Here is a 22,139-nt window from a genome sequence, read left to right on the forward strand (position 1 = left end):
GCTTCATACCTGGGTCCCGGGGCCCTTTTCACGAAAGGCCCGGCCCGTGCGTCTCCATAATATATGTCTGTGAAGCTCTTACAGGCTTGTTTAGTGTTTGGGGTCTGCGCGATTGGCGCGGTCGTTTGGGGACAAGAAACCGGTCAAGCACAGGATCCGGGCAAAACCCAAGACCCGGCCCAGTCGACGCCAGAGAAGCCGCTTACGGAAAAGCCGAAAGTCGAGGTCACCCCTAAGCCGCTTGAAAAGTTTGAGGCGGTCACTTTCGCCGACAAAAAGGGCAAGGTCTATCTGGACCTCCACGAGGTCGCCAATTTCTTCAACCGTCCGCTTAGTTACGACGACGCGACGAAGTACACCACGATGGGCGGCGTCGAGGTCGACCGTTCCAAGCTGCGCCAACTGTACGACGGCACGTCACTCATCGACACCGCCGAGCTAGAGAAATACGGCATCGTCTACGCAGAGGGGGTGGACGGGGTCGCACGGGTGAGCGACGAGGCAGGCTCCTTACCGGTCGTCGTCCCGCCCAAGGCGGTCGAGGTGAGCGTCTCTCGGCAGACCTTGCGGGCCTGGCAGGGAAGCCGGCTGATCATGAAGACCAACGTCAGCACGGGAAAACCCGGCCACGACTCACCACTTGGTAGTTTCAAGACGGGCGGCAAGTACGCGATGAAACTCTCGACGCTCTACAACAACGCGGAGATGCCGTTCGCGGTGCAGGTGGTCGGGGACATTTTTGTCCACGGGTACACCAGCGTCCCGCACAATCCGGCGTCCCACGGCTGCATCCGCATGCCGCTGAGGCCCGAGAACGCGGCCCGGTTCTTTTTCAATTGGGTGGACCAAGGCGTGTCGGTCCGGATCCTGAAGGATTGGACCGAAGCCGCCCAGGAGCTGATCAAGTTGGAGCCAGGCGGGGAAGAAGAACTGGCCACGCCCGGGCACGTCAAGAACGTCCGGTCGGGTTCGGCCTACGGCGTCCGCAAACCGAAGCCCGCCCCGGCGAAGCCCAAGCCCGCCGCGCCGGTTTACGGGCCGCCGATCCCCACGACGCGAGGCGGCGGAAAGACCGGCCGTTGACGAACTAAGTTCCGGTCGGTCCTAATTTTTGCGATTCTGAAAACGCATGTTGCATGTTGGCCTGTATTAGGGCTAGGATGCCTCATATGCGCCTGATATCGCCCGTGGCTTTGCTGCTTGTCGCAGCGCCGGCGTTCGCATTGGACAGCGGCCCGCTCTTGATGCGGGAGCCGACTGTGAACGCCACCGACATCGTGTTTTCATTTTCTGGCGACCTTTGGCGCGTGCCGCGGTCGGGCGGCGTCGCCGTCCGTCTCACGTCTTCGACGGGGACGGAGTCGCACCCGTTCTTTTCGCCCGACGGCAAGTGGATCGCCTTCACCGGCCAGTACGACGGCAACGCCGATGTCTACGTCATGCCGTCCGAAGGCGGTTCGCCGAAGCGGTTGACCGCCCATCCGTCACCCGACGTGGTTTCGGGGTGGACTCCCGACGGAAAGTCTGTCGTGTACACGAGCACGATGTATTCGAACACCGATTACACTCGGATGTTCACCGTGCCGGTCGGCGGCGGATTCCCGACGCAACTGCCGTTCCCCGCCGGGCAGATGGGTGCGATCTCGCCCGACGGGAAGCAGATCGCCTATGTGCCCAATATCAAGTGGGAAGAGGCGTGGAAGCGCTACCGCGGCGGTCAGGCCTATCCGATTTGGCTCGGTCGTCTCAGCGACAGCAAGGTCACCAAGTTGCCTCGGAAGACCGAGAACATTTACAACCCGGCTTGGTTCGGCGACAAGATCTACTACCTCTCTGACGCCAAGGGCCCGGTCGGCCTGATGAGCTATGACCCGGCGAGCGGGCGGACTCAGGAAGAAGTGAAAGGCGAGGGATTCGACCTCAAGGCCGTGAGTGCCGGCCCAGACGTGATCGTCTACGAAAAGCTCGGCGGCATCTACCTTTACGACCCGGCAAAGAAGGAGTCGACCAAGGTCGACATTGATGTCCGCGGCGACTTTCCGGAGATGAGGCCTCAGTTCAAGAACCTCGCCCCCTACATCTCCGACGTCTCCATCTCGCCGACTGGCCAACGGCTCGTCGTCTCCGCCCGTGGCTACATCTTCACGGTGCCGGCGAGCAAGGGCGACTGGCGTATCGTGAACGAGGCCCAGGGGCTCCACCGGCGAGAGGGGTCTTGGTCGCCGGACGGCAAGACGATCGCCTACATCACCGACCCGCAGATCACCGAAGAACTCGAACTCTACGACGTCCAGACTGAGCAGACCCGCAAGCTTAAGCTTGGTGGCTTCACCAGCACGTTCAGCAACTTGTCTTGGTCGCCGGACAGCAAGCGGATCGCGTACCTCGACTACAACAAAAACATGTGGGTCACGGAGGTGGAGAGTGGCAAGACCGTCAAGATCGACCACACCACCTACAACGACCCGCAGTACACGACTAACCTGACCTGGTCGCCAGATTCGGCGTGGATCACCTACGCCCGCGACTTGGACAACCACCTGCACGCGGTGTTCCTCTATGAGGTCGCCACGGGCAAGGTCACCCAGGTCACCGACGGCATGGCCGACGCTTTCGAGCCTGCCTTTGACCGGTCGGGCAAGTACATCTTTTTCGCCGCGTCGACCCAGGTCGGTCAGGCGGCCAGTTGGCTCGACTTGACCAGCCTCAACCAGCCGAACATCCCGGCGTCGCTTTACATGGTGGTGCTTGACAAGGACGGTGGCGACCCGCTGGCCCCCGAGAGCGACGAGGAGCCAGTGAAGGAAGCCCCCAAGGAGGGTGGTGAGAAGCCTGCCGCCGCACCTCAGGGCGCTCCCCCAAAGGCGCGCACCTCGACCATCGACCTGGAAGGCATCCAAGACCGGATCGTCGCCCTTCCCGGCACCTTGACAGGGGTCAGCCGGATCGTCTCCGGCCCGGCAGGGACGTTCTTCGTGCTCGTCCCGGCCAAACGGGCCACGGGCATCTCGTTTGACGGTGCCCCGACGCTCCTCAAGTACACAATGCATGACCGGAAGTTGGCTCCGTTCGCGCAAGGTGTCCAACAAGTCAAGGTCTCGGCCGACGGCAACAAGCTTGTGCTTCTGGCCGGCGGTGTCTCCATCGTCCCGGCAGCCGCACCAGCCGCCGCCCCGGGCCAGGGTGCGGTGAACTTGGACGGACTGACCGCCAAGATCGACCCCAAGGTGGAGTGGGAGCACATGGTGCACGAAGCGTGGTACCACGAGAAGGTCCAACTCTATGACCCTGGAGTCCACGGCATCGACACCGAGGCGATGGCGAAGAAGTACAGCGCTTTTGTGCCGAACCTCACGTCGCGGGAAGACCTGAACTACCTCTTTGTCGACATGATGGGCGAGGTCAGTGTCGGGCACATGTTCCCGGGCGGCGGTGACTCGCCGGCCGGCCCCGCGCCCGTCCCGGGTGGTCTGCTGGGCGCCGACTACACGTTTGACAACGGCCACTACAAGATCGCCCGGGTCTACACCGGCGAGAATTGGAACGGCACCCTTCGGGGCCCGTTGGCCAAGGTCGGTGTCGACGCCAAGGCCGGCGAGTACATCCTCGCCATCGACGGCAAAGAACTCACCCAGGCAACCGACATCTATGTCGCCCTGGAGAACAAGGCGGGCAAGCAGGTCCAGGTGAAGATCGGGCCGAACGTGGACGGGACGGGTAGCCGGACCGTCACGGTGGTCCCGACGGCCAGCGAGACTGGTCTGCGCCAGTGGGCGTGGCGTGAGGACAACCGGCGTTACGTGCTGGAGAAGACCGGGGGCCGCGCGGGCTATGTCCACATTCCCGACACCCAGGCGGGCGCTTGGTCGCAGTTCACCCGCTTCTTCTATGCTCAGACTGACAAGGACGGCATGGTGGTTGACGAACGGTTCAACCACGGTGGCTTGATCGCCAACTTCCTTGTCGACGTGCTGGGCCAGAAACTGGACGCGGCCTACTACCCTCGGGCAGGCAAGCCGTGGCCGTCGCCGGGCGGCGCGATCTTCGGGCCGAAGGTGCTCCTCGCCAACGAGATGTCGGGAAGTGGCGGGGACATGTTCCCCTGGCTGTTCCGCCATCGGAAGATCGGGCCGATCATCGGCAAGCGGACATGGGGAGGCCTGATCGCGGCGTTCGGGTTCCAACTCGCCGACGGCGGGCAGGTCAACGCCCCGGACTGCTCGTTCTTCAACCCCCACACCGGAAAGTGGATGGTCGAGGGATGGGGTGTCGACCCCGACATCGACGTCGACCTTGACCCGTACCTGTGGCGGCAGGGCCGCGACAGCCAGCTGGACCGGGCGATCGAGGAGATCAACAAGGCCCTGCGCGACTACAAACCGATCCCGCTCACCAAGCCGGCCTATCGCGACAAGTCGAAAGTCAGCGACGACGGCCAAGGCAAGGCCCGCGAAGGCGGGGAGTAGGGGACGACGGGTGGCCCGCCGCAGGTGCGACGGGCCACATTTCCGATTTCCGACATAGAATGAGTGACATGGTCCAAGCCGCCGTTTCCGCGTTGCCGGGCCGGGCGGGCCTGCGGATGCTCGTGGCCGGCCAGGGCGGCCTTCTGGCCGCCGCGGACTTGAACGGAGGGCTCCGGCTCTATGCGGACCGCCAGGAAGTCTGGTGTCGAGAAGACCTCGACCGAGACGGCAAGACAAGCCAAGCGGCCCGGGTCACCGACATGGAGTTCGATTTGGACGGCCGCCTCTTGGTCGTTGTGGGCTCGCACGGGGTCATGTGCGTCGACACCTCAAATGGCGCGACCCGATGGCGGCAGAGAAGACGCTGGGAGTTCGGTCTGTTGGCCGACCTGCCCTTGACAGTCTGCATCGGGGCCGACGGCGACTTTGTCGTGTCATTTGCTTCCGGGCGTGTCGAGCGGCTCACGATGTTGGGCCGCAAGAAACGGCATTGGCATGACCACTCCGCGCCGCAGTCCATGTCGTTTGACCTTGAGAGCAAAACTCTCTTTGGCGCGGACGGGCAGGGAGTCCGGTCGTGGGACGCGTCTGTTTGGCCACCGGTGGAGCGTGCCGCCCTGGTGGGCCGCTGGGTGAAGGTCGTCGCGGTGCCCAAGCGTCCCTTCTTTGTCGCCCGCCGGCTCGATGCTACCGTGGCCTTGGACACCAAGTCGCTGGACGTCTTGTGGTCGGTACCTGGCCCGGTCGCCCATCCGGCGATGGCAGTGACGCCGTCTGGCGACTTTGTGGCCTGGATCGACTCCGACGCCGTCGTCGTCCACAACGCAACCGACGGCCGTCTCGTGGAGCGCAGAGTCACCCGTCACCGGCCCCTTTGTGTGGTCGCGGACGACGCGGGTTTTGTCGCTGGGCTGGCAGACGGAACTTTGGAAGAGTGGGCGCCGCCGGGCGACGGCGGCGCCTGACCGCCCGGTTACTTGTGGCTGACGCAGCAGCACTTGTAGTGCGGGGCGCCGCACATGCCGCACTTCTCGAACAGCGGAGAAGACAACTCCATCGGGATGGCCGCGCTGGCAAAGGCGGGGACGGCAATGAGGGCTACGGCGACGAGTTTGAACAGAGTTTTCATGTCTATCTCCTGCGCCACGGCCGGTCGGCCGTCGGCGGCTACATCAGATAATGCACCCGACGCCGTGGCGTTCGCTCCTTGACCCATAAAGGAATCAAGGTCCTTACAAGTGTCGTCCGGTCAGAACGTGTGGATCGGGAACCGAGACGCCAGGTCGACGACCTGTCTCTTTGCATCCTGGACGTTGGCCTCGTCGGCAGGGGCCCGTAGCACCTGGGCGATGAGCCGGGCGATCTCGGCCATTTCGGACTCGCCCATCCCTCGGGTGGTGACGGCAGGAGTGCCGAGGCGGACGCCGGAGGTCACGAAAGGCGACTCGGGGTCGTTGGGGATCGAGTTCTTGTTCGTCGTGATGTTGGCGTGTTCCAGTGCTTCTTGGGCGACCTTGCCGTTGACCCCGAACGGTCTGAGGTCGACCAGCATCATATGGCTGTCAGTCCCGCCGCTGACGACACGGAACCCTTGGTCGACCATCGCAGCACACAGGGCCTTGGCGTTCAGGGCCACCTGTTTCGCGTAAGCCTTGAACTCGGGGCGGAGAGCCTCGGCGAAGGCGACCGCCTTGGCCGCGACCACGTGCATGAGCGGGCCACCCTGGAGGCCGGGGAAGACGGTCTTGTTGATCTTCGTGATGAACTCTTTGTCACCCAGGACCATGCCCCCACGGGGCCCGCGGATGGATTTGTGGGTCGTCGAGGTGACGACTTGGGCATGCCCGAACGGTGACGGATAGCACCCGCCCGCGATGAGGCCGCTGTAATGTGACATGTCGCACATGTGCAGGGCACCGACCTCGTCGGCGATGCTCCGGATCCGGGCGAAATCAAACTCGCGGGAGTAGGCCGTCGCGCCGCTGACGATGACCTTGGGCCGATGTTCGACGGCGAGCCGGCGCATCTCGTCATAGTCGATCATCTCGCTGTCGTCACGCACGCCGTAGGGCACCACCGTGTAGAGCTGCCCGCTGAAGTTCACGGGCGACCCGTGGGTCAGGTGCCCGCCGTGGGCGAGGTTCATCGCCATGAGGGTGTCCCCAGGCTTCATGAAGGTGAAGTACACCGCCATGTTCGCGTTAGCCCCGCTGTGCGGCTGGACGTTGGCGGCTTCGCAGCCATAGAGTTCGCAGACACGTGAAATGGCGAGCCGCTCGACCTCGTCGGCGAAGTCGCATCCCCCGTAGTACCGCTTGCCCGGATACCCCTCGGCGTACTTGTCGGTCAGCACGCTGGCCATGGCCTCGCGCACCGCCGTGCTCGCGATGTTCTCGCTGGCGATCAGTTCGAGGTTGTGCTCCTGTCGCTCGACCTCGCGGCCAAGGATGGCCGCGACTTCAGGGTCGACCTCGGCGAGGGGGGCGCGGTGACGTCGGACGGTGTCAGACAGGCTGGGCATGTGCTTCGAGTATGCCCTGTCGGAGACCGGGCGGGGGGATCGTCCGTTATCCCTATGTCAGACCGTACTCGGGCTGTCCCCGTATAATCACACCGACATGAGGATCGGCCTTTTCCTTGCCCTTTTTGGCGACAAGAGCCTTGACGAAGCCCTCGACATCGCGGCCGGGCTCGGCCTGCAGGCCGTTGAACTTGGTGCCGGCGCGTACCCGGGCCGCCAGCACCTTGACGTGCCCCAGTTGCTCGCGAGCAAGTCGGACCGCGACGCCCTACTGAAGAAGATCGACAAGAAAGGCATGGTCCTGAGCGCGCTCAGTGTCCATGGCAACCCCATCCACCCGGTCAAAAGCGTCGCCGAAGACCACCACAACGCGTTTCGCGACGGTGTGAAGCTGGCCGGCCTGCTGGGCGTCCCCGTCGTCAACGGTTTCAGCGGTTGCCCCGGTGACGGCCCCCGGGCCAAGAACCCGAACTGGGTCACGTGCGCCTGGCCCGACGAGTTCCGCGACATCCTGGATTGGCAGTGGAAGCGGCGTGTCATCCCCTACTGGCGGGAACAGGCCGCCTACTTGAAGGAACACAACGTCAAGTTTGCGATCGAGATGCACCCAGGGTTCGTCTGCTACTCCAACGACACGTTGCTGAGGCTCCGACACGGGGTGGGCAAGAACGGTGACCAGATCGGCGCGAACTTCGACCCCAGCCACCTGTGGTGGCAGGGTATCGACCCGATCGCCGCTGTCCGTGAACTGGGAGAAGAAGGCGCCCTGTTCCACTGTCATGCCAAGGACACACGGATCGACCCCTACAACTCGTCGCGCAACGGCAACCTGGACACAAAGAGCTACGGCGACATCCTGGAGCGGTCGTGGGTGTTCCGCAGTGTCGGTTATGGGCACGGGGCCGACTGGTGGAAGGACTTCGTCAGCAACCTGCGCATGGTCGGCTACGACTACGTCTTGAGCATCGAGCACGAGGACGGCCTCATGTCGAGCATGGAAGGTCTGACCAAGGCCCTTGCCGTGTTGAAAGAGTCGGTCATCGCGGAGTCGGCCGGGCCGATGTTCTGGGCCCGCGACTGATCCCCACGTGTGGCGGTGGTGGGGACGCGACGCGGCCCACCACCGTCCTATCGGGTAAATCCTTTGTCTTGGTCGGACGTCTGAGTAGAGAGGTGGACGCGCGATGATAGCGGCAATAGCCGTACTGGCATTTCAACAGCCCAAGCTGGACTTTAACGAGATCGAGGTGCGGAAGCACGACGCCTTTGCCGCCCTCAAGTCGTTCAAAGGCCGGTACCGGATTGTCACCGTCCCCGCAAACGGTACGGCAATCGTCCAAGAAGTCATCTACGTCTTCAGCCCCACGGGCCGTCAAGTCCTCGTCACCGTCAATGAGAAGGCGGTCGTGGAGATGGGGTGGACGGCCAAGGAGACATGGCGCGTCGCCTATACCGACCGTAAGTACATGAGCCAAGCCGTCGAGGACGGACTGAAGCCCAAGCCGTTCAAGGCTTTAGCGGTCGAGAACGGCCAGGTCAATTTCGTCGTCGGCGAGGAGGGTATGCGCCTCAACGCCGAGCCCGTGCCCGTGGTAAACAGGATCGTCGACGACAAGGTGGACGGTGAGGTCATGACCAAGGTCAGCGCCTCATCGAAGAACGTCGTCACCGGTGGAGAGTTGCGCGTGGACCAGTGGTTTGCAAAGGGTGACTGGGTTGTCCGCCGGTTTGACATCTCTTCGCTACAGGACGGTGTGGTCACGATCAGTGTCCGGGGCACCCTGCAGGGCGCCGACTTCAAGGCGGCGACGCCGGTCGGGATCGGCAAGCTGCCGACCGACCAATTGAAGGGATTCACTCGAGAGAAGGGCCCCGGCGGCACCTGACCCGGCAGACGAAAGGCCGCATCGGTATAATCTGACCCCGGCCCTGACCGGCCCTTCGGAGGCTCCCGGCTTTGCATTCACGCAACCAGCTTTATCTTGTCTTGGTCGTCGTCCTGACCGCCCTGTCGGCGTTCGGCTTCTACAAGAGCAAGTTTTCATATGGACTTGACATTCAGGGTGGCGTCCGACTGACGTACCTGATGGACATGACGACGCTGAGCAAGGCCAACCAGGGCCGTGCCGCGTCCATGCAGTCCGACCTGACCAAGATCCTGGAGAACCGCGTCAACGGTTCCCTCGGCGTCGGTGAGGCGACCGTCCAGCCCAAGGGTGACGACCAACTGGTCATCGAGCTGCCCGGCTACACGGACATCGAGCGTGCCAAGCAGATCCTGAGCTCGACCGCGAAAATCCAGGTCTACCACGCAAAGAACGTCACCACGCCGGTGCGCCAATTGCGCTATGCGGAGGCCGGCCGTTCGAGCGAGGGTGGGCGCCCCGAAGTTGATTTCTACCGTACCGTCGACCCGAGCAAGACGATCAAGCCGGGAGACGACGAGTACAAGAAGATGATCGAGGGTTGGGACTTGATCCTCGAGGGTGAGGACGTCACCGGTGCCCAGCCCCTTATCGAGGGCAACAAGACGAAGCCGGAGTTCTTCTTTGGTGGACAAGGCGCGCGGAACCTGGAGACGTGGAGCCGCAAGTACGCCGGGCAGCAGGAGAACATCGCGTTCGTCTTGGACGGCGTCGTCCTCAACATCGCCCCGTTGGAAAAGAACGCCATCCTTTCGACGACGGCGTTCATTAACGGCGACTTCGACCCGAAATACGTCACCCAGCTTTGCGACCTGATCAAGTCGGGGTCGCTCCCCGTGGAGCTCAAGGAGCTGGCGAGCGAGCAGGTCGACCCGACGATCGGCAAGGGCGCGCTCCATCAGATGGTCACGGCGTCGGGCATCAGCATGGGTCTGATCGCGCTGTTCCTGATCGTCTACTACGGGTTCCCGGGTGTCGTCGCGACGATCGCCCTCGGTCTCTACACCCTGTTCACTTTGACTGTCTTGCGGCTGGCCAACGCGACATTCAGCCTTGCGGCGATCGCGGCGTTCGTCTTGTCGGTCGCCATGGCGGTCGATGCCAACATCTTGGTGTTTGAGCGGGTCAAGGAGGAAATGCGCAACGGCAAGAAGCTCTTGTCTGCCATCGACCTTGGCTTCAAGCGGGCCTTGACCGCGATCATCGACTCTAACATCTGTACCATCCTCACCTCGGTCGTCCTTTGGGTGCTGGGGCAGGGGACGGTGAAGGGCTTCGCCACCACGCTCATCCTTGGTGTCGTCATCTCCTTCTTCACCGCCATCACGGTGACGCGCTCCCTCCTGTTGGGGTGCATCTCGATGAACTGGTTCAACGACCCCAAGTACTTTGCCCTTGGGCGGAACTGGTTCGGTGAGGCCCTGGAGCAGGGAGCCCACTCGAAAACTCTCAACATCATCCCGCGGATGAAGCTCTACTTCGGCATCTCCGCCGTGTTGATCATCCCTGGCCTGATCTGCTTCGCCATGGGCGGTCTGAAGCCCAACGTCGAGTTCCAGGGCGGCTACGAGGCCCAGTTCGTCGGCACGGGCAGCGAGAACATCAACCAGATCCGTGACGGCCTGGAGAAGGCAGGGTTCAAGGGCGGGAACGTCAAGTCGGCGACCGTCAGCGGCAAAAAGGTGGTCTACATCACCCTTCCGCCGAGCAACGCTTTGCCGGTCGGTGACCCCGACGCGAAGAACAAAATCGCGAAGGCGGCCGGCCTGAACGTCGAAGGAAGCTCGCTGGCGATGGTCGGCCCGACGATCCAAAAGGAATCGATCCAGTCCGCCGTCCTTGGCGTGTTGATCAGTTCGGCGTTGATCGTCGTTTACTTAGGCCTGCGGTTCGGGTTTGCCCTCGGTGGCATGAAGAACGGCCTGAAGTTCGGCGGTTCGGCGGTGATCGCCTTGTTCCACGACGTCCTTTTTGTCGTCGGCAACGCCGCGGTCTGCGGCATGTTGTTCGGCTGGGAGGTGAGCTCGCTCTTTGTCACCGCCATGCTGACCGTCATCGGGTTCAGCGTCCACGACACCATCATCATCTTCGACCGTATCCGAGAGAACTTGGTGAAGCCGATCGCCGGAGAGACATTCCAGCATATTGTCGACAAGTCCATCACGCAGTCGATCGCCCGGTCGCTGAACACCTCGATGACGGCCATCGCGACCCTCGTGATCCTCACCGCGGTCGGCACGCCGACGCCGGAACTCAAGTTCATGTGCGTCACGATGCTGATGGGCATCATCACGGGCACCTATTCGTCCATCGCCAACGCTTCTCCGATCCTCTTCATCTGGGACAAGCTGGTTATCAAGCGGCGAGGCGAAGAGCACGGCCTCTTGGGCGAGGCGACGCGCGAAGCCAAGCAACGTGCCGCAATGGCGGTGAGTTACGCCACGGCGGGAGCGTCGAACGGGGCCACCGAAGCGGCCAAGGCCGAAGCCAAGTCCGGTTACGGCCAGGTGCGGCGGCGACGGTCGGTGGTCGACCAGGCGAGCCAGGAGATCGACGAGTGATCGCTCTGCCCGGCCACCGTCAGGTGGCCGGGCAGTTCTGTGTCAGGAGTTGGCCAGCGCCAGCCGGACGAGCTCGCGCGACGGCTTGAACTCCATCGTTTCGCGGACCGTCTCCAGGATCTCGACCGGCACGTGGTCCGCCCCTTGGCACAAACGGTCAAGCACCGCGTCCACGAGTGGCTCGGGAGTCGACGCCCCGCTTGTCACGCCGACGACTTTGCTTTCGTCTATCCACGACTGCTCGATTTCCTCGGGGGTCATGATCAAGTGGGCCCGGGCGCCCCGCGATGCGGCGACTTCGCGCAGACGGTTGGAGTTGGAGGACATCGTCGAGCCCACGACGAGGACGAGGTCGCACAGTTTGGCCATCTCCTTGACCGCGCCCTGACGGTTCGTCGTCGCGTAGCAGATGTCTTCCTTCTGGGGGAGCTCCATGTGAGGGAAGCGGCGCTTGAGGACGTCGATCGTCGCCGTCACCTCGTCGACGCTCAGGGTCGTCTGAGTCACCACGGCAAGGCGGTCGTGGGGTGGGAGTTCGACCTGCTCGGCCTCTTCGGGAGTTTCGACAAGCACCATCCGGCCTGGTGCCTCGCCCATCGTGCCCTCTGCCTCCACGTGGCCACGGTGCCCGATGTAGACCATCAAGAACCCTTTGTCGGCAAACCGCCTCGCTTCGTTGTGGACTTTGGTGACGAGCGGGCACGTGGCGTCGACGATGGTCAGGCCGCGCTCCGCCGCTGCGGCTCTCACCGCCGGCGAAACGCCGTGAGCAGAGAAGACGACGACCGCCCCCTCCGGGATGTCGGCGATGTCCTCGACAAAGACGGCCCCGCGTGCCTCGAACGACCGCACGACATGCTCGTTGTGCACGATGGCGTGGCGGACGTACACCGGTGCGCCGTGGATGCGGAGGGCGAGGTCCACGACTTCTACCGCATAGGCGACCCCGGCGCAAAAACCTCGGGGGGCGGCGAGGATGATCTTCTCCATCGTCTGCCTTGATTCTACGCTCCCGACCGGCCATGGTCCCGACAGCGGGTCGTGGCGACGCTGAACGACTGCATGACGTGGTCGGTGGGAGGCAGGAGCTTGGAAACTTCAAGGCTGACGTCGACCACGGTGGGGAATTGGTCGAGCACAGCGTCAGCGCACAATGTGGCGAGCCGTTCTACGGTGAGGCAGGAGTTCTGGTCGGAAACCTCTCTGACGAGGGTGGCGACTGAGACGTAGTCGACCGTGTCCTCCATGCGGTCCGTCGATGTCGCTTGGGTGTCGAGCGACAAGCGGACGTCGGCGCGGTACCGGCAACCGACCACCCGCTCTTCGGCAGACGCCCCGTGTTTGCCGTGGAACTCCAGGCCGGTGATGGTGAGGGTGACCATGCCCATAGGGAGCCAGTTTGGCGTGATTTCACCAACCTACGCAGGCCGGGGGTGGTCCTTCTTTTCACCCTTTCGAGGTCGGGCTGTGCTAAAATCACTCGAACAACCAGGCAAGCCTCGGGAGATCGGGTGGGGTGGCCGTCGGGCCTCCCTTTTTTGTTCCCCAAGGCATGTCGGCCAACAGGAGATAAGCGATGGATATCATGCAACAACTGCAACAGATCGCCACGGAAAGGGAACTTCCCGTCGACGAACTCAAGCTGGAATTGGAGCAGGCTCTGGCCGTCGCCTACAAGAAGTACAAAGGGGTCGCCGGTGATGTGACCGTGCGCCTGGACAAGACCGTCAACACCGGCGCGGTGATCGAAAAGGAGGTCGTCGGCGAGGTTTTGGAGCCGAGCTTCCAGATGAGCCTTGACGTCGCCCGCAAGCACCGGCCGGAAGCCCAGATCGGCGACTTCGTCGCGGTCGAGATCGACACCCAGACATTTGGCCGGATCGCGGCGACGACGTTCAAGCAGGTCTTGCAGCAGAAGTTCCATGAGGCGGAGCGGCGCAAGATGCACGACCAGTTCAGCGAACTCGTCGGAGAGGTCGTCAGCGGCCAAGTCAGCCGAAGGGAAGAGTCGAGCGTCCTTGTCCAGGTGAACCGGATGGAAGTCGAGTTGCCGAAGCGCGAGCAGGTCGGCACTGACGACTACCGGCCGAACGAGCGTCTGCGCCTCTACATTCTGCGGATCGAGGACACGAGCCGGGGTTGGAAGGTCATCGCCAGCCGGAGCCACCCGAACTTGCTCCGCAAGCTCTTGGAACTCGAGGTCCCCGAGATCGCGGACGGCGTGGTGGAGATCATGTCCGTCGCCCGGGAGCCGGGCCAGCGCAGCAAGGTGGCGGTCATCAGCCACGACGAGCGTGTGGACGCGGTGGGCTCGTGCGTCGGCCCGCGCGGCAGCCGGATCCAGGTGATCATGGACGAGCTCAGACCGGAGAAGATCGACATTGTGCCGTGGGCCGAAGAGCCGCGCCAGTTCATCATCAACGCCCTGAGCCCGGCCAAGGTGAACAGCATCAAGATGAACATGGAGGAGCGGTCGGCCTATGTCATCGTGCCAGACACCCAGTTGTCGTTGGCGATCGGCCGTGGTGGACAGAACGTCCGCCTTGCCGCGCGGTTGACGGATTGGAAGATCGACATCCGCAGTGAGCAGCAGGCCCAGGAAGAGCGGAAGGGCCCGGCGGAGGACAAGTCTTAACCGCCGCTCCGGTCCGGTCGTGTGTCGTCTGTCGGGCGAAGCGTGCCCAGACTGAACTGTTGCGGTTGCGGTTGGCACCGGGAAGGGAGCCCACACTCGGCCCCGCCCCGGGTCGGTCGGCATATTGCTGTGACACGCCAGAGTGCCGAGAGGGCCTGACCGCCCGCGGAAGACTGGCCAGGGCGTGGCGCCGCCCCGTGGACGAAGGCCTTCTCAGGGCCGTGCGCCAGGTGATGGAATGTCAGCAGAGGTAAAACAACGGTCCATGCATGTGAAGCTCGCCGAAGTCGCCAAGGCTCTGGGCTCGACGCCCGACGCCGTGGAGACGGCGCTCGCCGGTGTCGGCATCGAGGTCACGAACGGGCAGTTCGAGGCCGATGACGACGTCATCGAGTTGGTCGGTGAGGAAACCGGCGCGACGCCGTCGCACGTCGCCGCCGGCAAGGCCTTGTTGCGTGGCGGTGGCAAAACGGTCACCCTTCCCCACGGCAGGACTCCCCGCGACATCGCCGCCGCCGTCGGCGTGCCCGACAAAGAGGTCCTCACCACCCTGATCAAGGTCTTCAAGCAGATGAAGACTTTGACCATGGTCTTGGAAGACGACCTCACGGAGAAGCTGTGCAAGGAGTTCGGCTTTGAGGTCGTCTGGGAAAGTGCCCAAGCCCAAACAAAGCCAGTCGCCCCGGCCAAGGCGCCAGCGAAGTCGGGCGGCAAGACGGCGAGGCCGCCGGTCGTCACGATCATGGGCCACGTCGACCATGGCAAGACGTCCTTACTCGACTACATCCGCAAGTCGAACGTCGTGGCCAAGGAGCACGGCGGCATCACCCAGCATATCGGTGCCTACCAGGTGAACTTGCCGGAGGGCACCATCACCTTCTTGGACACGCCGGGCCACGCGGCGTTCACCGCGATGCGGGCCCGCGGAGCCCAGGTCACCGACATCGCGATCCTCGTGGTCGCGGCGGACGACGGCATCATGCCGCAGACGATCGAGGCCATCGCCCACGCCAAGAACGCGGAAGTCCCGATCATCGTCGCCGTCAACAAGATCGACAAGGCCGGGGCCAACCCTGACCGGGTGCTTCAGCAACTCACCCAGCATGACTTGATCCCCGAAGCTTACGGCGGCCAGGTGATCACGGCCAATGTCTCGGCGGTCACCGGCGAGGGGGTGCCCCAATTACTGGAGCTCATCCTGCTCCAGGCCGAGGTCCTGGAACTGGACGCCGACCCCAAGGGTGCCTTCGAGGGCGTCGTCATCGAAGCGAAGTTGGAAAAGGGGCGGGGCCCGGTCGCCACGGTGCTGGTGCAGGAAGGCACCCTGCATATCGGCGACATCGTGACCGTCGGCGAGACGTACGGCAAGATCAAGGCGATGACCGACTGGGCGGGAGCCCGGTTGACCGCCGCCGGGCCGTCGACGCCGGTCGAAATTTTGGGCCTTGACGCCGTGCCGCCGGCTGGTGAAAAGGTCGAACTCGCCGAAAACGAGCGGGCCGGGCGTGAATTGGCCGAGTCTCGCGCGCAAGCCGCCCGACTGCGTTCACTGGCGCCGGTCAAGCGCAAGGTCACGCTTAAGGAGATCCGCCAACACCTCGACGCCGAAGAGACGAAGGACCTCAACCTGATCGTCCGGGCTGACGTCCAGGGTTCGGTGGAGGCGGTCCGCGGCCTCCTCGAAAAGCTTGAGAACCCAGAAGTCGAGGTGAAGGTCAAGCACGCGGGAGTCGGCCCGATCACCGAGAGTGACGTCCTCCTCGCCAGCGCGTCGGACGCGATCATCGTCGGATTCAACGTCAAGCCCGAGCCCAAGGCCAAGAGCGAGGCCGAAAGGCAGAAGGTCGAGGTCCGCACCTACACGATCATCTACGAGTTGATCGAAGACATCGAAGCGGCCCTGAAGGGCATGCTCGCCCCCAAGTTCGAGGAGGAGTACCAGGGCACCGTCGAGATCCGCGCGGTGTTCAAGCTCTCCCGGTCAGGCAAGGTCGCCGGAAGCCACTGCACCGACGGCAAGATCACCCGCAACAGCAAGGTGCGCGTCCGTCGGGCCAAAGAGGTCGTCTTCGAGGGCGAACTTGACTCGCTCAAGAACGTCAAGCAAGACGTCCGCGAGATCATCGCCGGCCAAGACTGCGGCATCAAGTTCCAAGGCTGGGAAGACTTCTTGGAAGGCGACGAAATCGAAGCGTACGAACTCGTCCAAGTGAACTGATTGGAAACCAGATACCCTACATTAAGGTAGGTGAGATATATGGACGCGATCGAAGCGGTTTACGAAGGCCAGATCACGATCAAGTCGGCGGCATGCCAGACGGCCGCCACAGTCCAGTCTTGGGGATTGTCACCCGATGGCAATGTCGTCCGCGCGACGCTCACTGTCTACCGCAGTGCCTCGGGCGACCAGGAGATGTACACGTGTCGTCAGGGTCAGACCGAGAACTTCAGGATTCTGTCGGAGCCCGATGACATCGCCATCGTCACCGGAGGCGGTCAGCACGTCACGTTGATGCCTCATGACGCGGTGGTGAGCTTGGGGTACTTGGGGATTCTCTTGCCCGAAGACGTATCGAGGCTCGTCGTCCGCGTGCCGAAGAAGTCAGAACCGGTCGAGGATGTTTGTGGTGGTCGTGAGGGGTGCGTGGTCCGGTGTCTCGATCGTGCGTCTGGTACCCATGACACCGTCGCAGTGACAGACAGTGGCCGTTCCTATCTGAAGACAGTTGCCAAGCGCCCCCAGGCCCGCTGGGAGCTGCAGGGCTCGTCCGGCGGCTATCCCCAGAACATCAGCTTCTGGTCGTACAACTACGATGGTAGCGTCATGGCCGAGGCCCGTTGGGTTCTGAAGGGCTGGAAAGCAGTGCCCAACCAGGAACTGCGGCGAGACTCGTTCATCAGTGCTGGAGCGAGTGAAGTCATCATGAAAGATGGCACGGGTCTCGGCGGCAAATACGATCCGGGCCGAAAGGACACCTGGAAGTTTTACCGGGACCAACTGGCCATGCATGGCGTGCCAAAGGAGCCGGCTCACCCGCCCTACGCAGCCATTGGCCTGTCTATCCTAGTGGTATGCCTCGTCGCCGTCGCCACGTGGATCAGACTCGGGACTAGGTGGAAAGGCGCCGCCCAGCGGTAAGCAACCTTGGGCGCGGCACCGCTTTGCCAACCTACGGAACTATTCGATACCGAACCGGCAGGCCGTTCGCTCAGCCCTTGTGGGGGACGAGCGTGGTGACCACGCCGTCGGGGGTGGTCAACTCCATGCTCCCGCTGTCCCGGTAGGCCAAGGTAGCGGTCCGCGACTGGCCGATCTGTTGGACGATCTGCTTCTTGACCATTTCGAACCCGGCCTTGATCAGATCCGGGGCGCTGTCGTCCAGCTTGATGTCGGTCATCGTCGTCGTGAAAGTCTTGCCGTCCGTCTTCCAGGTCCCCGTCGCGTTCATTTTGAACTCGGGAAGGTTGATCAGGCCGGTCTGCTGGCCCGGGACGGTGATGACCCAGGTGGCCGTGTTGTCGGCCTTGATGTCGACGACGGCAGGGTACTTCTTGCCTTGGGCGTCGATGCTCATGTCCCACTTGCCCACCGGGGTCCGATGGGCGCAACCAGCCAAGAGCAGAGCGGGCACCGCGACGAGGAGGAAGGACGGCTTCATAGGCAAAGTATAGCGAGTCCTCATCTTGGCGTCCCGGCAGAGGCACCGACCAAGTCCTAAAATAGACGGGATGGGTATCTCGCCGAGCATCACCCGACGCAAGACCAAGCCCTGTCGGGTCGGGTCGGTGACGATGGGGAACGGACACCCGGTCGTCGTGCAGTCGATGATTACCGAGGAGACGCGCAACGTCGAGGCGTGCGTCGAGCAGATCATCGCCCTCCACCAGGCGGGAAGTGAGATCGTCCGCGTCACGACGCCCACCCTTGGCGAGGCCCAGTGCCTGGAAGCAATCAAGGCCAAGGTCACGGAGCAGTACCGGGACGTGCCGATGACGGCCGACGTCCACCACCAAGGCAGCGCGATCGCCGTTGAAGCGGCCAAGTACGTCGACGAGATCCGGGTGAACCCCGGCCTCTTCGTTTTCAAGCGGCACGGGTCGCGTGTCGGTCTCGATATCCGAGGCCGCCAAGAAGAGAAGGGCGTCGACGAATTGCGGGCCGAGATGGCATACGACCCCGCGGAGTGGAAGGAAGAACTCGACGCCATCGAAGAAAGCTTCGTGCCGGTGATCGAGGCGTGCAAGGCCCGTGACCGGGCGATGCGCGTGGGCGTGAACCACGGTTCGCTCAGTGAACGGTTGTTGGTCACGTACGGCGACACCCCGGAAGGCCTCGTCGAAAGCGCCCTTGAGTACCTCCGCCTTTGCGAAAAGCATGGCTATTTCAACCTCAACATCAGCGCCAAGGCCAGCCGGGTGCCGGTCATGGTCGCCGCCAACCGCCTGATGGCCCAACGCCTGGACGCCGAAGGCATGAACTACCCCCTGCACTTGGGGGTCACCGAGGCTGGAGACGGCCAGTACGCCCGGGTCAAGAGCACGGCAGGGATCGCGACGCTTCTCATGGAGGGCATCGGCGACACGATCCGGGTCAGCCTAGCGGAGGACCCGGTGAACGAGATCCCAGTCTGTTACGAGATTCTCCAGTCCTTAGGCTTGCGTAAGACCCAGGTCGAATACATCGCGTGCCCGAGTTGTGGTCGTACAAAATTTGACTTGCCGACCGTGCTCAACGAGGTCCGCACCGCCACCCGTCACCTGGTCGGGCTCGACATTGCGGTCATGGGGTGTATCGTCAACGGCCCTGGGGAGATGGCTGACGCCGACTACGGCTATGTAGGTGCGGCAGGAGGGAAGATCACGCTCTACCGTAAGCGCGACGTCGTCAAGAACGGCATCCCCCAGGAACAGGGCGTCGAAGAACTGGTCGGGCTCCTCAAGGCGGACGGGGTCTGGAAGGACCCCGCACCGTAGCTTCAGTTCTTGACGGCCATGTCGACCTGGACGTTGGCGGCCCGCAACCGCCCGCACAGGATCTTGGCGATGTTGAGCAGGACGACCTTGGCGATGACGGGCTCTTCTTCCATCACCGTCCACAATTCGGAACTGCGGATCACGGCGGCCCGGCAGTTGCCGACCGCGACGACGGTGGCGCTGCGCGGCATGTCGTCGACCAGGGAGATCTCGCCGATCACCGCCCCCGGCCCGGCCTCGCTGATCATCTCGCCGCTGAACGTGTTGATGCGCGCCTTGCCGTCAAGGATGATCATCACGTCCGAGTCCTTGGCGAACTGGCGCACCATCGTGTCGCCGCCGTTGAAGGTCTTCTCCTCAGCAAGCAGACTCACCCGGTCAATCTGCGAGCCGGTCAAGCCGCTCCAGAGGTAGCTGCTACGAAATGCCGAAGCCAGGTCCATCGGAGTCATGCCCTAGTCTAGCAAGACACGCGCGGTCCCCGTCAATCGCGCGAGATGGTCGGGCTGGAACTCTCGTCCTATTCCCGCCGTCCCGGGGCGGGTGATGAGGCAAAATGAGCCCGCAGGGGCAACGCCCTTTCATTTTTCAACCGGAGAACAACCCAGATGTCCAGTATCAAGCCTCTTGGCGACAAGATCGTCGTCCAACTCGTCGAAGCCGAGGAGAAGACGGCCGGCGGCATCCTCCTTCCCGACAGTGCCAAGAAGAAGCCGACCGAAGGCAAGGTCGTCGCCGTCGGCGAGGGGCGTGTCCTGGAAAGCGGCGAACGCAACAAGCTCACCGTCAAGCCGGGTGACCGGGTGCTCTTCAGCAAGTACGGGGGCAACGAGGTGACGGTCGGCGTCGAGGAATACACGATCCTCGACGAAGACCAGGTTTACGCCGTCATCAAGTAAACAGTCCGCCCACGGGCGCCGCCATTGATCATGGCCGCGCCCGTCTTATGTTGCGTCAAGCAAGAAGGCCAAAGGTTCGCGCCCGCATCGCCTTCAGCCTTGGGGTCAGCATGCCGCCTCCGGCCGCCCGTGTCCGCTCGGCTGTCGCCCAGAGTTTGCGCGCCAAGAGGTGTTGCCCCATCATCGCACGGGTCTCTGCCAGGGCCTCGTTGGCGTAGACGACGCCAAGCTCTTGCCCTCGGGCCGCTTCTTCAGCCCGGTATTGTTCAAGCGTCGAGACGGCACCGGCAAAGTCTCCCGCATGCCTTTGACACAGCGCCGAGGCGAGTAGGCAGTTGCCCTTGCTGACGGTGTCCAGGCCGCTGACCCGTAGCGAGGCCGCCCGCTCTTGGCACTCCTCTGAAAGCGCAAACCGGCCGCTTTCTGCTGCGAAGACGGCGTAGTTCGACCAGTAATGCGACTGGTCCGACCGGCTGGCACTGTAGATGACCTTGGCCGCCTTCTCAAACTCCGCGTAGGTGTCGTCGATCTCCATGTCGTTCCACAGGCAACACGCCATGGCGTTCGCAGCGAAGAGACGTCCCGCGTGGGACCGGTCGGAGCCGACGACCTCCGGGAGCCATTGTCGTGCCGTCGCCATGTCCCCCATCTCGACGTAAGTGAAGAGGAGCCAAGCCGCCGCGTTCGACATCAGGGCGTGACGCCGGTTCTGCCCGGCATGCCGGTACACGCGGGTGTGGGCGGCGATCGCCTTGTTGAAGAGCGCCGTCTTGTGGAAATAGCGTCCGTAAAAGGCGAGGTGTTCATAGGCCCCTGCCTCCTTCATCGATGTGGGGGTCGCGGCCTTAAGGAGGTCATAGAGGTCTGGCAAGTTGAGGTTGATGGCGATCTCACGTCCACCGAGCAACAGGCCTCGGGCCACCTCCTTGTCGAGGGTCGCCATATGCATCACCAGGTCTTTGAAGCTTCCCGTGTTGACCGGCTTGTCGTCTTGCTTGAGGACGTAGGTTCCCGGTTCGACTTCTTGGGACTCGACCTCCCAGAGGTCAGGACTGAGCCCGATGGACTTCGCGTCGGAGACCACCGCTTCAGCCCCGAGCCACTGCTTCAGGCGATGGACTGTCTGCCTGAGGGCGTTAAATGCGGCCCGCTCGCTCGCCTCCGGATAGAGTCGGGCGGCGACGGCCCGCCTCTCAAGCCGGGCAGGAAACTTTTCGGCAAGGTAGTAGAGGAGCTGTTCGGTGGCTCGGGTCGGGGGATGGAGAAGCTCTTCACCACCACGCCACGCGCGCCGGTCGTGTCCCAGTTTAATGACGTAGCCTGGTAATCCTACTGGCATTGGAGGATGCCTCCCTCATGTAACGCGTTTCGTAACGCAGGTTAGTGTATCAAACGAAGAACATGGGGCGACAAGTTTCCCCTGGCCTGTTTCGTTGCCTTTCTACCAAGTGACAATATGAACAAACACAGACTGACCCTTGTCATCGCTGCCCTAGCGGGCACTTCGATGTCCTACGCTGGCTACGTAGTCAACTCATTCAGTGCGCCAGGTTGGGGCGGTTCGGACGCCTCCGTCGGCGTGAGTGGGTACACGATCGAAGACTTCGAAGACCTCACCCTCGCCAGCGGACTACAGGTCGGCGTCGTCTCGCCCAACGGGAACTACGGCCCCTCATCGAGCCTCCTCAACACGTTCAAGCCGTCCGACGACCTGTTTGGCACCGCGTTCACGCTCGGTGGCGGAGGTGTCTGGGACGGCGAGCACGGCATCATCAACACGAGGACGAACCAGACGTTCAGCTACAGCGACTCGGGGAGTTGGGGTGACCTCACCTTCTACTTTTCTTCCGGCATGTCCAGCGTCGGGTTTAGCGTCCAACAAATGGACCGCGATGCTCTGATCATGGTGAACGGCACGAGCATCGGCGCCGTGTCGACTCTTGCCACAAACTTTACGGGCGGCAACGGCCGTCAGGGCTACCTGCGCGTCGACGCGGTCGGCGGCGACACGATCTCGTCCATCGGCCTGAAAGATCCCATAGGCGGCGACGGCTACATGTTCGACCACCTCGCCTACCAGAGCGTCCCCGAACCGGTTTCCCTCGTTGCTCTTGGCGGTGGGCTTGCCATTCTGGCCCGCCGCAGAAAGGGCGCCTGA

Annotated in this window: 20 protein-coding genes; 13 read left to right on the plus strand and 7 right to left on the minus strand. The window is 63.1% G+C overall.

The genetic code is table 11. From position 1 onward, the window contains the following. The first annotated feature begins 69 nt into the window (after window positions 1–69). From KF857_06250 to KF857_06260, 3 genes are all read left to right on the plus strand, one after another. Window positions 70–1,083, plus strand: coding sequence for a L,D-transpeptidase (locus tag KF857_06250; protein MBX3111593.1), 1,014 nt, complete (start codon window positions 70–72; stop codon window positions 1,081–1,083). Window positions 1,084–1,169: 86 nt separating this feature from the next. Beyond that, window positions 1,170–4,466, plus strand: a complete 3,297-nt coding sequence (locus tag KF857_06255; GenBank protein ID MBX3111594.1) for a PD40 domain-containing protein — start codon at window positions 1,170–1,172, stop codon at window positions 4,464–4,466. A 68-nt stretch (window positions 4,467–4,534) separates the two neighbouring features. Next, window positions 4,535–5,431, plus strand: a complete 897-nt coding sequence (locus tag KF857_06260; GenBank protein MBX3111595.1) for a hypothetical protein — start codon at window positions 4,535–4,537, stop codon at window positions 5,429–5,431. An 8-nt stretch (window positions 5,432–5,439) separates the two neighbouring features. On the opposite strand, the gene KF857_06265 is transcribed toward KF857_06260, so the two are convergent. After that, window positions 5,440–5,595 (minus strand): hypothetical protein, encoded by a 156-nt coding sequence (locus KF857_06265; protein ID MBX3111596.1) that lies wholly within the window; start codon window positions 5,593–5,595, stop codon window positions 5,440–5,442. Between the two features lie 120 nt (window positions 5,596–5,715). Next, window positions 5,716–6,987, minus strand: coding sequence for a serine hydroxymethyltransferase (locus tag KF857_06270; protein MBX3111597.1), 1,272 nt, complete (start codon window positions 6,985–6,987; stop codon window positions 5,716–5,718). Between the two features lie 97 nt (window positions 6,988–7,084). Here KF857_06270 and KF857_06275 point away from each other — a divergent pair, with 97 nt between their 5' ends. The 3 genes from KF857_06275 to secD all read left to right on the plus strand — a co-directional run bounded on the left by KF857_06275 (window position 7,085) and on the right by secD (window position 11,473). Further along, complete coding sequence (locus KF857_06275) at window positions 7,085–8,068, plus strand: sugar phosphate isomerase/epimerase (GenBank protein MBX3111598.1); 984 nt, start codon at window positions 7,085–7,087, stop codon at window positions 8,066–8,068. Between the two features lie 103 nt (window positions 8,069–8,171). After that, complete coding sequence (locus tag KF857_06280) at window positions 8,172–8,873, plus strand: hypothetical protein (protein ID MBX3111599.1); 702 nt, start codon at window positions 8,172–8,174, stop codon at window positions 8,871–8,873. Window positions 8,874–8,944: 71 nt separating this feature from the next. Continuing rightward, on the plus strand, window positions 8,945–11,473 hold the full coding sequence (gene secD / locus KF857_06285) for a protein translocase subunit SecD (protein ID MBX3111600.1): 2,529 nt from the start codon (window positions 8,945–8,947) through the stop codon (window positions 11,471–11,473). A gap of 42 nt (window positions 11,474–11,515) precedes the next feature. Here the strand turns inward: secD and ispH are convergent, their stop codons facing one another. Both ispH and folB read right to left on the minus strand, forming a co-directional pair. Beyond that, window positions 11,516–12,463, minus strand: a complete 948-nt coding sequence (ispH, locus tag KF857_06290) for a 4-hydroxy-3-methylbut-2-enyl diphosphate reductase (GenBank protein ID MBX3111601.1) — start codon at window positions 12,461–12,463, stop codon at window positions 11,516–11,518. 14 nt (window positions 12,464–12,477) lie between these two features. Beyond that, on the minus strand, window positions 12,478–12,855 hold the full coding sequence (gene folB / locus KF857_06295) for a dihydroneopterin aldolase (GenBank protein MBX3111602.1): 378 nt from the start codon (window positions 12,853–12,855) through the stop codon (window positions 12,478–12,480). A 203-nt stretch (window positions 12,856–13,058) separates the two neighbouring features. Between folB and nusA the strand changes: the two genes are divergently transcribed. The 4 genes from nusA to KF857_06315 are packed head-to-tail and all read left to right on the plus strand — an operon-like array spanning window position 13,059 to window position 17,247. After that, window positions 13,059–14,108: a transcription termination/antitermination protein NusA gene (nusA, locus tag KF857_06300; GenBank protein ID MBX3111603.1), complete on the plus strand. Its 1,050-nt coding sequence runs from the start codon at window positions 13,059–13,061 to the stop codon at window positions 14,106–14,108. A 56-nt stretch (window positions 14,109–14,164) separates the two neighbouring features. After that, entirely contained in the window at window positions 14,165–14,362 is a 198-nt protein-coding gene (locus tag KF857_06305; GenBank protein ID MBX3111604.1) for a DUF448 domain-containing protein, read from the plus strand. Window positions 14,363–14,373: 11 nt separating this feature from the next. Then, window positions 14,374–16,326: a translation initiation factor IF-2 gene (infB, locus tag KF857_06310; protein MBX3111605.1), complete on the plus strand. Its 1,953-nt coding sequence runs from the start codon at window positions 14,374–14,376 to the stop codon at window positions 16,324–16,326. Between the two features lie 39 nt (window positions 16,327–16,365). Continuing rightward, window positions 16,366–17,247 carry a hypothetical protein gene (locus tag KF857_06315; GenBank protein ID MBX3111606.1) on the plus strand — a complete coding sequence of 294 codons (882 nt, stop codon included), beginning with the start codon at window positions 16,366–16,368 and terminating at the stop codon, window positions 17,245–17,247. Between the two features lie 70 nt (window positions 17,248–17,317). On the opposite strand, the gene KF857_06320 is transcribed toward KF857_06315, so the two are convergent. Beyond that, the gene (locus KF857_06320) at window positions 17,318–17,767 is read right to left on the minus strand and encodes a hypothetical protein (GenBank protein ID MBX3111607.1); all 450 of its coding nucleotides are present in this window, start codon (window positions 17,765–17,767) and stop codon (window positions 17,318–17,320) included. Window positions 17,768–17,837: 70 nt separating this feature from the next. On the opposite strand from KF857_06320, the gene ispG reads away from it, so the two are divergent. Beyond that, window positions 17,838–19,082, plus strand: a complete 1,245-nt coding sequence (gene ispG, locus KF857_06325; protein ID MBX3111608.1) for a (E)-4-hydroxy-3-methylbut-2-enyl-diphosphate synthase — start codon at window positions 17,838–17,840, stop codon at window positions 19,080–19,082. A gap of 2 nt (window positions 19,083–19,084) precedes the next feature. Here ispG and KF857_06330 read toward each other — a convergent pair whose 3' ends face one another. Further along, window positions 19,085–19,525 carry a cyclic nucleotide-binding domain-containing protein gene (locus tag KF857_06330; GenBank protein ID MBX3111609.1) on the minus strand — a complete coding sequence of 147 codons (441 nt, stop codon included), beginning with the start codon at window positions 19,523–19,525 and terminating at the stop codon, window positions 19,085–19,087. A 165-nt stretch (window positions 19,526–19,690) separates the two neighbouring features. Between KF857_06330 and groES the strand changes: the two genes are divergently transcribed. Beyond that, window positions 19,691–19,981, plus strand: coding sequence for a co-chaperone GroES (gene groES / locus KF857_06335; protein MBX3111610.1), 291 nt, complete (start codon window positions 19,691–19,693; stop codon window positions 19,979–19,981). Window positions 19,982–20,036: 55 nt separating this feature from the next. Here the strand turns inward: groES and KF857_06340 are convergent, their stop codons facing one another. After that, window positions 20,037–21,320 (minus strand): hypothetical protein, encoded by a 1,284-nt coding sequence (locus KF857_06340; protein MBX3111611.1) that lies wholly within the window; start codon window positions 21,318–21,320, stop codon window positions 20,037–20,039. A 117-nt stretch (window positions 21,321–21,437) separates the two neighbouring features. On the opposite strand from KF857_06340, the gene KF857_06345 reads away from it, so the two are divergent. Next, complete coding sequence (locus tag KF857_06345) at window positions 21,438–22,139, plus strand: PEP-CTERM sorting domain-containing protein (protein MBX3111612.1); 702 nt, start codon at window positions 21,438–21,440, stop codon at window positions 22,137–22,139.

It is taken from the genome of Fimbriimonadaceae bacterium (assembly GCA_019638795.1).
Classification (GTDB): domain Bacteria; phylum Armatimonadota; class Fimbriimonadia; order Fimbriimonadales; family Fimbriimonadaceae; genus JAHBTB01.

What these genes read in the sequence shown, in the direction of transcription:
- KF857_06255 (MBX3111594.1), top strand. Translation starts at nt 1,170, where the DNA reads ATGCGCCTGATATCGCCCGTGGCTTTGCTGCTTGTCGCAGCGCCGGCG.
- KF857_06260 (MBX3111595.1), top strand. Translation starts at nt 4,535, where the DNA reads ATGGTCCAAGCCGCCGTTTCCGCGTTGCCGGGCCGGGCGGGCCTGCGG.
- KF857_06265 (MBX3111596.1), bottom strand. Translation starts at nt 5,595, where the DNA reads ATGAAAACTCTGTTCAAACTCGTCGCCGTAGCCCTCATTGCCGTCCCC.
- KF857_06270 (MBX3111597.1), bottom strand. Translation starts at nt 6,987, where the DNA reads ATGCCCAGCCTGTCTGACACCGTCCGACGTCACCGCGCCCCCCTCGCC.
- KF857_06275 (MBX3111598.1), top strand. Translation starts at nt 7,085, where the DNA reads ATGAGGATCGGCCTTTTCCTTGCCCTTTTTGGCGACAAGAGCCTTGAC.
- KF857_06280 (MBX3111599.1), top strand. Translation starts at nt 8,172, where the DNA reads ATGATAGCGGCAATAGCCGTACTGGCATTTCAACAGCCCAAGCTGGAC.
- ispH (MBX3111601.1), bottom strand. Translation starts at nt 12,463, where the DNA reads ATGGAGAAGATCATCCTCGCCGCCCCCCGAGGTTTTTGCGCCGGGGTC.
- folB (MBX3111602.1), bottom strand. Translation starts at nt 12,855, where the DNA reads ATGGTCACCCTCACCATCACCGGCCTGGAGTTCCACGGCAAACACGGG.
- nusA (MBX3111603.1), top strand. Translation starts at nt 13,059, where the DNA reads ATGCAACAACTGCAACAGATCGCCACGGAAAGGGAACTTCCCGTCGAC.
- infB (MBX3111605.1), top strand. Translation starts at nt 14,374, where the DNA reads ATGCATGTGAAGCTCGCCGAAGTCGCCAAGGCTCTGGGCTCGACGCCC.
- KF857_06315 (MBX3111606.1), top strand. Translation starts at nt 16,366, where the DNA reads ATGGACGCGATCGAAGCGGTTTACGAAGGCCAGATCACGATCAAGTCG.
- KF857_06320 (MBX3111607.1), bottom strand. Translation starts at nt 17,767, where the DNA reads ATGAAGCCGTCCTTCCTCCTCGTCGCGGTGCCCGCTCTGCTCTTGGCT.
- ispG (MBX3111608.1), top strand. Translation starts at nt 17,838, where the DNA reads ATGGGTATCTCGCCGAGCATCACCCGACGCAAGACCAAGCCCTGTCGG.
- KF857_06330 (MBX3111609.1), bottom strand. Translation starts at nt 19,525, where the DNA reads ATGGACCTGGCTTCGGCATTTCGTAGCAGCTACCTCTGGAGCGGCTTG.
- groES (MBX3111610.1), top strand. Translation starts at nt 19,691, where the DNA reads ATGTCCAGTATCAAGCCTCTTGGCGACAAGATCGTCGTCCAACTCGTC.
- KF857_06340 (MBX3111611.1), bottom strand. Translation starts at nt 21,320, where the DNA reads ATGCCAGTAGGATTACCAGGCTACGTCATTAAACTGGGACACGACCGG.
- KF857_06345 (MBX3111612.1), top strand. Translation starts at nt 21,438, where the DNA reads ATGAACAAACACAGACTGACCCTTGTCATCGCTGCCCTAGCGGGCACT.